Source organism: Chryseobacterium ginsengisoli (assembly GCF_039542325.1).
Classification (GTDB): Bacteria; Bacteroidota; Bacteroidia; order Flavobacteriales; family Weeksellaceae; genus Chryseobacterium; species Chryseobacterium ginsengisoli.
On sequence record NZ_BAABHX010000001.1, the window covers coordinates 729,912 to 741,566 of the forward strand.

An 11,655-nucleotide genomic window follows, 5' to 3' on the forward strand; every position below is an offset into this window, starting at 1 on the left:
ATTTTTTATTCCTAAATTTATACTAATCTTACCAACTTAAAATATTGACATGAAAAAACCATTACTACTTTTAGCATTTGCTTCGATTTTAGCAAACGCTCAAGCTCCGGCTGGATACTACAATTCAGCAAATGGATTATCAGGAGCTTCTTTGAAAACAGCTTTAAGCACAATTATTACAAACGGTCATCAAGACAAAGGTTACAACGGACTTTGGACAGGTTATAAAACCACCGACATCGACAAAAATTACGAGAATGACGGTTCTATTTTAGATATTTACTCTGAAAAACCAGTCGGAGCCGATCCTTACAAATTTACTCCCGTAACAAACCAATGTGGAACTTATTCTGTAGAAGGAAATTGCTACAACAGAGAACATATTGTTCCTCAAAGCCTATTTAATGAAGCTTCGCCGATGGTTTCCGACATCAATTTCATCAGAGCAACAGACGGAAAAGTAAACGGGATGCGTTCTAATTATCCTTTCGGAAAAGTAGGAACGGCAACTTTCACTTCTAAAAACGGCTCAAAACTTGGAAATTCTGTTTCTTCAGGATATGCGGGAACGGTTTTCGAGCCTATCGATGAGTTCAAAGGTGATGTTGCAAGAATGATTTTTTATTTTGTGACAAGATATCAAAGTAAGCTTTCAACTTTTTCGTCAGGAAATATGTTAGGAAATACAACTTTTCCTGGATTACAGACTTGGGAACTGAATGTTTTATTGTCTTGGCATAATCAGGATCCTGTTTCTCAGGCAGAAATCAACAGAAATAATGCTACTTACACGTATCAAGGAAACAGAAATCCTTTCATCGACAATCCAAATTATGTGAATCAGATTTGGGGATCTGGCTCTACAGGAGGCGGCGGAACAACTACTCCTCCAACTTCAACAGGTTGTGCCAATGAAACTTTTGAAACTATTCCGACAGCAAGTACAGCTTCTTATTTAACAAGAACCTGGTCTAATAGTGGAATCAACTGGACAGCGACAGATGCAAGAACAGATCAAACAATTTCTACGAAAGCAATTACAGTAAGAGACGGAGCATTAACTTCAAGCAGCTCAGCAAACGGAATCGGTTCATTGACAGTGACAACTCAATTGAAATTTACAGGTTCAAATGGGACTTTCAATGTAAAAGTAAACGGAACGACCGTCGGAACAGTTCCTTACAATACGAATGCGACAACTACTACAATTAGCAATATCAATGTTTCAGGAAATGTAGTTGTGGAACTGGAAAATACCTCAACAAGCAACAGAGTAGCAATTGATAATCTAAGCTGGACATGTTATTCAGGGACTTCGAGACAGGTTCAAAATGTTTCTTCTGAGCTTAGTTTAGAGCAAAATACGTTACAGATTTCACCAAACCCTATCTCAAATAATGAAATCTTTGTGAAAGGTGAAACTCAAAATATTAAAAAAGCTGAGATCTATAATCTTCAAGGAAAAGTTGTACAAACTATTGATCAACCTTTTAAGAACAGTAAAAATTCAATTAGAATTAAAAATCTTGAACAAGGTGTTTATCTATTAAAATTAGATGCTTCTACGCTAAAGTTTATTGTTAAGTAAATTAAAGCATTTAAATAAATTTAAAATCCTTCTTTCGTTTGAGAGAAGGATTTTTTGGTTTAATTCTGAAATTTCACAAAAAAAGACCGCTATAATTGGCGGTCTTTTTTATTTATTTAAGTTTTTATTGTCCCTGAAGATCTCTGATTCTCTCTTGTAACAATTCAGGATTTGAAAGTGCATCCATTCCTACAGACGAAATGATATAAATGTAGTAAATTACAGAAAGTACATTCAGAACGATTCCGACAATACAAAGTATTCTTCCTACATTCAGATTTCCGTAATTACTGTATTCTGTTGGATTTTGCTTGTATAAGGCAAGATCTTTATTCGCAAGAACAAGCCCGATGATTGCAGCGATAAGACCTACAACCCCATAACAACAGCATGTTACAATAGATACAATTCCTAAAACTAAAACGACTGTTGCGTTTGGTAATTTTTGATTCATAGTTATAATTTTAATGTTTTTGTTTATTTAATGTATGAAAATATGATGTTTGTAAAAATAAGAAACCACCATGATAACTGAATTAATAATCGCTAAGGAAATCAATAAACTACCATAATTTCTTTTTTTATCTATAAAGTTTAAAGCTACCGCACCAAAAAATAACAATAGCGTATAAACTGCCGGAAACATGTGAAAAGCTTCTGCAAATCTCCCCTCAAAAACCATCAGAATAGCTCTTTGGCTTCCACAGCCGAAGCAATCTATCCCAAGAAATTTCTTGGTTGGACAAGGCAGCATGAAGTCTTCTATTTTCATATTTTATTTTGATTCTCAAATATATAAAAATTAAGAAGAAATCTTCGCTCTTAAATATTGATGTGGAAAAAAACATTCTTCTTTCATTTCAAAAGAACCCTGAACTGCAATATATGGATTTCGTAAAATTTCTCTTGCTATAAAAATTAAATCGGCATCACCTTTCTCAAGAATTTCTTCCGCATGAGATACTTTTTTAATTAATCCAACCGCTCCTGTTTTGATTTCTGCTTCATTTCTTACCTGAGAAGAAAGCGGAACCTGATATCCGTCAAAAAGCGGAATTTTTACGCCATGAATATTTCCTCCACTCGAAACATCAACCAAATCAACATTGTGATCTTTTAATATTTTTGCCAAAGCAACACTGTCTTCAATTTCCCAACCATTTTCAGCGTATTCTGTTCCCGAAATCCTTACAAATAAAGCAACATTTTCGTTTAGTTCTTCATTCACAGCATCAACGATCTCAATTAAAAATCTGATTCTGTTTTCAAAACTTCCACCGTATTCATCTGTTCTGATATTCGAAAGCGGTGATAAAAACTGATGAACCAAATAACCATGCGCTCCATGAATTTCAATAACATTAAAACCTGCTTTTACAGCTCTTTTTGCCGCTTCCTTGAAATTCTGAACCTGTTCTTTGATTTCTTCAATCGTTAAAACGTGAGGAATTCTTTCTGTCGGATGATAAGGAATTGGACTTGGCGCCACCGTTTCCCAACCTTCTTCAATCGGAATTTGAAGATTATTCCATGTTGAACCTTTTCTTCCCGAATGTGCAATCTGGATTCCTATTTTGCTTTCTGAATTTTTATGTACAAATTCTACGATTCGCTGAAGTTTTTCCGCCTGTTCGTCATTCCAGATTCCCATGCAGTGATTGGTAATTCTTCCGCGAGGTTCTATACCTGTAGCTTCCACCATGATTAAACCTGTTCCGCCTTGAGATCGGCTTCCGTAATGAACAAAATGAAAGTCATTGGCAAGACCATTTTCACTGGAATACATACACATTGGAGACATTACCCAACGGTTTTTCAACTCAACATTTCTGAATTTGATTGGAGTATATAACATTTCTGATTTGAATATTTTTGTTAAAATTTTGAAGGATGAGATAATATTGCCTACCTCATTAAAAAGAAGTAAATTTATCCCCCTTTTTTTAATCCACAATATATGAAAAAAGAAACTCAAATCAGTTACGAATATTTTAAGAATAGCGGTGAACTGAGCGATATAGAAAAAAAATTATTCGAAAGAGCTAAAGAGGCTCGCGAAAATGCATATGCACCTTATTCCAATTTTTGGGTAGGATGTTCCGTTCTATTGGAAAACGGTGAAATATATTCCGGAAACAATCAGGAAAATGCAGCTTATCCTTCCGGACTTTGTGCGGAAAGAACAGCTCTTTTCTGGATTGCAGCCAACTTCCCGAATGTGAAAATCAAAAAAATCTTTGTAGTCGGAGGTCCGAAAGAATTTCATGAGAAAAACCCGCCGATCCCACCTTGTGGAGCCTGCAGACAAAGTTTAATGGAATACGAAACAAAACAAAACGAAAATATCGACCTTTATTTTTCAAGCATGAACGAGGAAGTTGTAAAAGTTCATGCAATTAAGGATCTATTGCCGTTTTATTTTGATTCGACGTTTTTGTAATAACTGGTTAGGATTTATCAATAAAAATTTCGTAGAGATAAAAACAAAGAATAGCAAGGCACAGAATAAATGCCCAGATAATATAACTACTTTTTACATTACTGCTCTTTTCTTTCACAACATATGTTTCTGAAAAAGAATCGTGCCATCCTTTTTTTCCAAAAAATGAAAATGCTTCGAAGGGAATATGCCTGTAGAATGTTCTTTCAAAAATATTTACTGTATCTAGGATTTCAGATTTCAGAGTAATAACTCTTGAATTTGTTAAAAATTTTCCGGGTGTAGCACCAAAAATTCTTTCAAAAAACGTATAATATGTAAATCTTATGATGACGAAAAAGATCGTAATTACAAATCTGTTAATCAGCCAGTCAGGAATTCTGTTAGTTTGATATCTGTAATAGTTTATCATAAGTCCAAAAATTCCAAACATCAAAGAAACCATGATCATGGTATCAAAAAACAAATGTATAAATCGATCTATTTTTGGTGTTTCAGTAACGTTTATAATGTCAGAATTTTGTTTTTTAAAAGTATCTAATTCTGTTCCTAAACCCATAAATTTTAATAATTTATATCCTAAAGCAACATCAAATATGGTTAATAAAAAGCCTATAATTTTATGAATATACATCATGGTCTGAAATTCGGCATCTATATTAAAATCTTTTTTAAAAACCGTATTTCCTAAGATTAATTGCAATAACAAAAATATATTAGAAATTACTGAAACAGAATAAAAAAATCTAATTAATCTAAGCTCTTTTCCTTTTGATATGTAGAAAAAGATACTTCCGAAAAATAAGAGAATATAGAAAATGAGATTATAAACATTTAGTGAAGAGCGTTCAAAACCTATATAAACATATATCACTCTGAAAATCCACAAAAAATATTGAATAATCATATTAATTGTACCAGGTTTGTAATTTGTAAAATTAAAATAATCAAAGATTTCCGAAAATATCCCCATTACAGATATGACCAGCGATACAACGAAAATCAGTTTAAAGTAGTTTTTTTCCATATAAAAATTTGCGTAAAAATATAATTTATTAATGAAATTGATATCGCCTGATTAAATCAATTATCTATAAAAAATAATTTTTCTCTTAAAAACCCTATATTTGCAAAAATTTTGGTTTCCAATCATTTGGAATGAAAAGGGAATTGGGTGAAACCCCCAAACTGTCCCCGCAACTGTAGATCGCAATAAAGATTTCTACGAAAAACCACTGTGAAAACGGGAAGGTGTAGAAAGCGAAAGTCAGGAGACCTGCCAAAATCTAACCAAATAAATATTGCTTTCGGAGGAAAAGTAAAAGATAATGGATATAAAAAGATCTTTAGTACTGCTTTTTTCGTCTTACGGTTGTTTTCTTTTCGCACAAGAGAAAACTATTGACACTGTTTATATTTTTGACAGCCAAATGAATAAGGTAAAACTTTTTCATAAAGTCAATACTATTACCTCTAAAGACATAGAAAAAAATTCTACCAACCTTTCTGAAACATTACGTTTTCAGTCTCCGGTTTATATAAAAGAAAATGGTCGTGGTGCAGTTTCATCGCCTTCTTTCAGAGGAACGAGCGCAGGACACACAGCTTTTGTCTGGAACGGAATTAATATAAATTCTCAGTTTCTGGGACAGGGTGATGTGAATAATATTCCGGTTTTCGGGTATGATGAGCTTGAAGTGAAATCAGGTGGAGGAAGTGTTCAGTACGGAAGTTCTGCAATTGGCGGAAGTATCCATTTAAATAATAATTTGGATTTTAATAGAGGATTTAATGGTTCTCTTTTTTCTGAAGTAGCTTCTTTCGGCACTTTTAATAATTTTGCGAAAGCTTCTTTCAGTAATGAAAAATTCAGCTTCAAGGTTTCAGGAAATTATTCAATCAGCCAGAATGATTATGAAGTTCCGGAAAAAGAATATATCAACAGAAATGGAAGATATTACAATACATCTATTAACGTCGGTACAGCTTATAAAATTGCAGATCACCAGACAATTTCGTGGCAAAACCAAATTTTTGACGGTTCGCAATACTACCCTATTTTTGTAGAAAACGGAAATAAAACAAAATACAATTCTCAGACATTAAGGAGTTTGCTTGCATGGAATATTGATAAAAGTAAAATTTCCAACAGTTTAAAAGCCGCTTACACAGAAGATAATTTCCAATATTTTGGAGATATTGACAAACCGAAAGAAAGCGGTGCGGAAGGAAAGAATTATATTTTTAAAGACGATTTCAATTACTTTATCACACCGAAACTTAATTTCAATGCTATTGGAGAATTTCAAGTGAATAAAGGTAAAGGTTATCAGTCGGGAATTGGAGACATCAGCCGAAATGTAGGTTCTGTTGCCGGTTTACTAAGGTATTTTTTCACAAAAGATCTACGTATAGAAGCCGGAGCAAAAAAAGATTTTGTTGAAGGAATAAAATCGCCATTCCTGTATTCTTTTTCAGGGAAATGGAATGCTGTAAACTGGTATCACGTCGGAGCAAATTTTTCGAGGAATTTCAGATATCCTTCTTTTAATGATCTTTACTGGCAACCGGGTGGAAATTTAAACTTACTTCCTGAATATTCTACGAATGTAGATATGGATCACGAGTTCAGTTTTGGAAACTTCAAAATTACTTTGAGTCCGTATTATATGCATATTAAAAATTATATCAACTGGCTTCCGACACCTTATGGATATTGGTCTCCTTTCAATACCTATAAAGTAGAGTCTTACGGATTGGAATCCCAGATCAACTTTAATAAAAACTTTGGAAAACACGGTATAAGATTAAGTGCAAGTTATAATTACGCAAAATCGATCAACAAAGAAAAAAATACTCAAATGATGTATGTTCCGATCCATAAAGCGAACGGAAACATTGAATATCAATATGATTTCCTGAAAATTTATGTTCAGGGACTTTTCAACGGATTAACTTATACGACAACGGATGAAAAGAAAGCGGATGCGATCGGCCCTTATTTTGTAATGAATATAGGAATTTCCGCAACTCTTCTTAAAAAATATACTTTAGGATTTAAAGTAAATAATATTACAAATACTGTCTACGAAACGGTTTCCTATTATCCGATGCCGAAAAGAAATTACAGTATTTACGCAACCCTAAATTTTTAAACTAAAAAAGATATGAGATTAACTAAACTTTTAACAATTGCTTTTGCTTCTGCATTGCTTTTCACTGTTTCTTGTAATAGTGATAATGATGTAAATCAGGAAATGTACTACGGAAATGGCTTCCTGATTGCTAATGAAGGAAACTTCGGAAAACCAAATGCTGATGTAACGTATGTAAGTTCGGATTTAAGCATAAAACAAGATAACATTTTCTCAAGCAACAACGGAGGTTCGAATTTGGGTGATGTTTTACAGACTATCGCATACAATGGTGAGAACGCTTATCTTTTATTAAATAACTCTAATAAAATTCAGATCGTAAACCGTTATAATTTTAAAAAAGTTGGTGAAATTACTTCTAATCTAAATTCACCTCGTTATATGGCTTTTGCCAACAATAATCTTTATGTAACGAATGATAAATACGGAGGTGACAAATATGTGAGTGTTTATAAATCTTCAGATCTGTCTTTCGTTAAAAAAATTAATTTTACGGATAGTGTTGAAAGAATTGTAGAAGTTGGAAATAATCTTTTCGTACAAAATGCTTCTTTTGGTTTCGGAAATAAAATTTCTTATATCACAACTTCAAACAATGAAGTACAATCTACGATCACTTTACCAAGTGGAAATATCAACAAAATGATTACCTACAACCAATCTGTTTACGCGATTGCTGCAGGAACTGCGGATTCTTATATTTATCAAATTTCAAGCACAGGTGCTATCACAAAAACATTTACTTTAACCGGAATTACTGATGCAACAAACCTTGAAATAGAAAAAGGTAAGATGTATTTCTCTTCAGGTCTTAAAGTTTACGCAATGGATCTGACTGCGACAGCAATGCCTTCTACTCCATTGTTTACAGTTGCAAACAGTATTGATCCATATTCTAATTTATACGGATTCAGTGTTGTAAATGACAGAATTTTTGTTTCAGATGCAAACGGATTTACTGAAGACAGTAAAATCACGGTATATTCTACTACAGGATCAATCATTAAAACTTTTACAGCAGGTAAAGGTTCAAATGCAACGTATTGGAACTAAGAAATTAATGCTTCGGCATTCAATATAATTTTTTATTTTTTTTCATCATTTGTGTTTTTTTTCCGGGCTGTTTTTCGAAATGACAGCCCGGATTTTTTTTATCTTCTTGCTTGGAAATAAGATGTAAAAAACTCGCATCCGCTGATCATGTCTTCATACTGATCAGGATAATCTTTTTTAAGTTTTTGATAATAAGCATTCTTTTCGAATCTTTCATCTACATAATTATCAGAAGGATAAAAGTAATTTTCTCTTTTTTCCTGTTCAAAATCGAGCTTATTGTTTTCGCATCTTCCCTGCATTCTTAGGCATAATGATCTAAATTTATCTGTTCGGGCATTTTCAAAAGCTTTTCCATAATAGAATTTTGCAAGATTGGAAGAATTAAATTCTTCATTATCATCCCGAATAGAAAAATTCCTTGAACCTTTAAAATACCTTTTCATCATCCATACATTTCCGTATTGAGACATGTTGTAATAACAATTGGCAACCAAAAAGTAGTAATAATCACGGTCTTTTTCCTTAGAATTATCAGCTTTATTTTTATATTCGATCAGTTTCTGTGTGATAGAAATTTTATTTAATCTGAATTGTTCTTTTTCAGGAATAAAATCTGGAGTATATTTTAAATTGTAAAATGGATTTTCATCAAAGATCACATCGCTGTAGCTATATTCATTTTTATCATTTTCCCAAAGCGAATATTTATCATTATAATATTCTACTCCGACTTTCTGAAATATATTTAAAGCTACATTAAGTTTATCCTGTCTCATATATTTTGTTCCAAGTAAATCATACAATGATTGAAAGGAAGATTTTCTTAACTTAAAATTCTGAGAAAAAAGATCTGTTTTTCCTTCAATACTATGCGCTTTTTTAATGAAACTCAATAGCTGTTCCGGCGTATAAACTGCATCTAAATAATTGAACGAATCAACAAAATAATCTGAGTAAGTCTGATTTCTGTTTTTTAAAGACTTATAATAAACAAAATTATTGATAAAATAATCGTTTTCCGACTCCGGTCTATCCAAAGATGAATACAAAAGCGCTGCATCATCTGTATTTCCGAGATATTCCAATTCTCTTCCCAATGCGAAAATGAAGCGTTTGTCGTTTTTATTTTTTATAATAATTTCTTTAGTAACTTCAGGAATTATGGCATTCCCATAAATCTGATCTGCAAAAAGATTCAATGTTTTGATCTGGTCTAGATTTTCACGAATTTTTGAATCCACAGCCAAAGATTTTTCCAAAGCTGAAATTTGCTGTAAACTTTCTTTATAATTTTTTGTCATTAATAAAAGTTCGGCTTTTGCAAACTTCCAGAAATCCTGATTATTAACTTTAGAAAAATCTACAGAATTAATGAACTCCAACATTTCCGCAGCATATTCCCTGTCAAATTCTGATCTTTTTAAAACCTTTTGTACAGATTCACTTTCAGAGTCATCTTTCATCGCGTATCCCGACAATACTATAGAAGGATCAAATAAGGTATAATAAGGTGTATAAATCCAGTCTTCCAATTTATTGATCTCCCGTGAAAGTAAGAAGCCCAATCCTTCAGCATTTGGATTATGGGCGTAAATCTGTTTCAAATTATCAAGATTTTTCCCGGAATTATAAATACCATAAACTAATAAAATATTGGCTTTTTCTGCATCTGTTTTAGCATAATTTAAAACATTCTGTTCAGGTATTTTTGAATTAAAATATTGCCACGAAACAAAACGTTTTTCAGGACATTTGGCAAAAACATTGGCAAAATAAACATTTTGGAGAACCAGATCTTTTTCTGCAATCGCTTTAAAATACAAAGCCCAAACATCAATAATATCATCAGATCGATCAACAGAAAAATATTTTCCATACATCGAATTGATTTGCTTCATATCATTATTATAAAACGCCAAACGAATCGCTAAAAATGCATATCTTTTTCTTATTTCAGGTCGTTTTGCAGTATTGGCTAATGTGATCGCTTTATTTAACACTACACTTCTGTTTGTCTTAACTGTATTTTGATTTCTTTCCCAAGGATCTTCCTGCCAAGTATTGAAAAACTCACAGTTTTTAGCAAATCTTAAATAATCAATAGCTTCAGTATCTTTAATTTTAAATAAATACTGAATGAAAAGATTGCTGCTATTAGAATTAATATCCGAAAAACCGTAATTCCAAAGAACTTCTGTAATATCTTCCACAGAAACTTTATTGTTGCAGTATTTTCTCCAAAGTTCTTCATTCTGAGCATCAAAAACCTTAGAATCAGAATAGTAAGATGTATCACCAAAACTTAATGATGAATAATAAAATGAACTGTATTTCTCGTAAGAAAAATAATCCGGATTCAAAAAATGAAATCTTACATCTTCTCCGTACGGATAAAAACCACACGCAAAAAGAAAATTACTTAGTAAAATCGCTGTAAAAATGGTTAATTTCTGCATCTGTGTAATTTTTTAACTGGTTTTCGTCTAAATGAAAAAGTGTTACGGTAATTTCTTTATCAAGCTTTACATTTTTCTTAATCATTGCAATTGCCTGATCGATTTTAGAAGCTGTTATTTCTTCATATTTTATCTTATCTCCTACCCTCAGATAATTTTTGTAATCAATTGTTGTATCTTTTGTGACTTCATACCAAAGTGGTTTTGTTGGTTTAAGATATTTTTTCAGTTCATTTCCATCATACAAAACTCCGGTAAACTGATTGTTCTGATAAATCTGCATCCACGAATACAAAGGAAGCGCAACATCCATATGAAGCGGATATTTTTTGTCTGTGTTCAGATAACTTTTAAGCTCATCCAGATCCAAAATCGAATTTTTCGAATCATTTTCCAATGGATTGATCAGGTTGTAACACATCAAAGTTACTTTATCAACTGGCGGAACCCCCATTTTGTCGGGATATTTATACGGATATAACCTCAATGTACATGAAATTTCTTTCTGAGCAAGAGGTTTTAATTTTTTAAGAAAATAAAAGTATTTGTCTTTCGTAGAAGCAGTCCAGTCGCAATCGATCTGGATTTCAGAAATAGTTATATCATTAAATTTTTCTTTTGTAAACTTACTGATCAAAAAATTTATATTATCTGCCAATTTATCAAGATCTTTCTCAGCACTTTTTTTGAAAACAATATTTTTAATATATATTGCAGGAATAATTTCACAATTGATCATACTGTTTTCGGAAGGATAAGAAGGAACGCTTATCTGAGTTTTAGAAATAGGGAAATTACCCATTGCTTCCGTGTAATCCACTTCAAAGAATTTAATATAAAGCTTTTTTACATCGTGATCTTTTAAGATCTGATTCTCCTGATTTGAAATTGAATAACCGTCTGTTTTCCAATAATAAAAAGCACGATCCACCTTTTCCACTTTATTTTCACACGATAAAA

The 11,655-nt window shown here is 32.2% G+C and carries 10 protein-coding genes and 1 riboswitch; of the genes, 4 read left to right on the top strand and 6 right to left on the bottom strand.

Features of this window, described 5'->3' with window-relative positions; genetic code table 11:
- Window positions 1-49 precede the first annotated feature (49 nt).
- The gene (locus ABD940_RS03420; RefSeq protein WP_345200322.1) at window positions 50-1,588 is read left to right on the top strand and encodes an endonuclease; all 1,539 of its coding nucleotides are present in this window, start codon (window positions 50-52) and stop codon (window positions 1,586-1,588) included.
- Between the two features lie 124 nt (window positions 1,589-1,712).
- On the opposite strand, the gene ABD940_RS03425 is transcribed toward ABD940_RS03420, so the two are convergent.
- From ABD940_RS03425 to ABD940_RS03435, 3 genes are read right to left on the bottom strand one after another with little or no spacing between them, the layout of a single operon-like run.
- The gene (locus tag ABD940_RS03425; protein WP_345200324.1) at window positions 1,713-2,042 is read right to left on the bottom strand and encodes a CCC motif membrane protein; all 330 of its coding nucleotides are present in this window, start codon (window positions 2,040-2,042) and stop codon (window positions 1,713-1,715) included.
- Window positions 2,043-2,069: 27 nt separating this feature from the next.
- Window positions 2,070-2,360 carry a DUF2752 domain-containing protein gene (locus ABD940_RS03430; RefSeq protein WP_345200325.1) on the bottom strand — a complete coding sequence of 97 codons (291 nt, stop codon included), beginning with the start codon at window positions 2,358-2,360 and terminating at the stop codon, window positions 2,070-2,072.
- A gap of 30 nt (window positions 2,361-2,390) precedes the next feature.
- The gene (locus tag ABD940_RS03435; protein WP_345200326.1) at window positions 2,391-3,443 is read right to left on the bottom strand and encodes an NADH:flavin oxidoreductase/NADH oxidase; all 1,053 of its coding nucleotides are present in this window, start codon (window positions 3,441-3,443) and stop codon (window positions 2,391-2,393) included.
- Window positions 3,444-3,545: 102 nt separating this feature from the next.
- Here ABD940_RS03435 and cdd point away from each other — a divergent pair, with 102 nt between their 5' ends.
- Window positions 3,546-4,028 carry a cytidine deaminase gene (gene cdd, locus ABD940_RS03440; protein ID WP_345200327.1) on the top strand — a complete coding sequence of 161 codons (483 nt, stop codon included), beginning with the start codon at window positions 3,546-3,548 and terminating at the stop codon, window positions 4,026-4,028.
- A 7-nt stretch (window positions 4,029-4,035) separates the two neighbouring features.
- Here the strand turns inward: cdd and ABD940_RS03445 are convergent, their stop codons facing one another.
- On the bottom strand, window positions 4,036-5,055 hold the full coding sequence (locus ABD940_RS03445; RefSeq protein ID WP_345200328.1) for an RDD family protein: 1,020 nt from the start codon (window positions 5,053-5,055) through the stop codon (window positions 4,036-4,038).
- Window positions 5,056-5,150: 95 nt separating this feature from the next.
- Window positions 5,151-5,326: riboswitch (cobalamin riboswitch) on the top strand.
- Window positions 5,327-5,356: 30 nt separating this feature from the next.
- On the opposite strand from ABD940_RS03445, the gene ABD940_RS03450 reads away from it, so the two are divergent.
- Both ABD940_RS03450 and ABD940_RS03455 read left to right on the top strand, forming a co-directional pair.
- On the top strand, window positions 5,357-7,183 hold the full coding sequence (locus ABD940_RS03450) for a TonB-dependent receptor plug domain-containing protein (protein ID WP_345200329.1): 1,827 nt from the start codon (window positions 5,357-5,359) through the stop codon (window positions 7,181-7,183).
- A 12-nt stretch (window positions 7,184-7,195) separates the two neighbouring features.
- Entirely contained in the window at window positions 7,196-8,236 is a 1,041-nt protein-coding gene (locus ABD940_RS03455) for a hypothetical protein (RefSeq protein WP_345200330.1), read from the top strand.
- A gap of 98 nt (window positions 8,237-8,334) precedes the next feature.
- Here the strand turns inward: ABD940_RS03455 and ABD940_RS03460 are convergent, their stop codons facing one another.
- Window positions 8,335-10,695, bottom strand: coding sequence for a hypothetical protein (locus tag ABD940_RS03460; RefSeq protein WP_345200331.1), 2,361 nt, complete (start codon window positions 10,693-10,695; stop codon window positions 8,335-8,337).
- Window positions 10,655-11,635, bottom strand: a complete 981-nt coding sequence (locus ABD940_RS03465) for a hypothetical protein (protein ID WP_345200333.1) — start codon at window positions 11,633-11,635, stop codon at window positions 10,655-10,657. Before ABD940_RS03465 ends, ABD940_RS03460 begins: the two co-directional genes overlap by 41 nt.
- Between the last annotated feature and the right edge of the window lie 20 nt (window positions 11,636-11,655).

Coding starts and splice junctions, on each gene's coding strand:
- ABD940_RS03420 (WP_345200322.1), top strand. CDS start 50: ATGAAAAAACCATTACTACTTTTAGCATTTGCTTCGATTTTAGCAAAC.
- ABD940_RS03425 (WP_345200324.1), bottom strand. CDS start 2,042: ATGAATCAAAAATTACCAAACGCAACAGTCGTTTTAGTTTTAGGAATT.
- ABD940_RS03430 (WP_345200325.1), bottom strand. CDS start 2,360: ATGAAAATAGAAGACTTCATGCTGCCTTGTCCAACCAAGAAATTTCTT.
- ABD940_RS03435 (WP_345200326.1), bottom strand. CDS start 3,443: ATGTTATATACTCCAATCAAATTCAGAAATGTTGAGTTGAAAAACCGT.
- cdd (WP_345200327.1), top strand. CDS start 3,546: ATGAAAAAAGAAACTCAAATCAGTTACGAATATTTTAAGAATAGCGGT.
- ABD940_RS03445 (WP_345200328.1), bottom strand. CDS start 5,055: ATGGAAAAAAACTACTTTAAACTGATTTTCGTTGTATCGCTGGTCATA.
- ABD940_RS03450 (WP_345200329.1), top strand. CDS start 5,357: ATGGATATAAAAAGATCTTTAGTACTGCTTTTTTCGTCTTACGGTTGT.
- ABD940_RS03455 (WP_345200330.1), top strand. CDS start 7,196: ATGAGATTAACTAAACTTTTAACAATTGCTTTTGCTTCTGCATTGCTT.
- ABD940_RS03460 (WP_345200331.1), bottom strand. CDS start 10,695: ATGCAGAAATTAACCATTTTTACAGCGATTTTACTAAGTAATTTTCTT.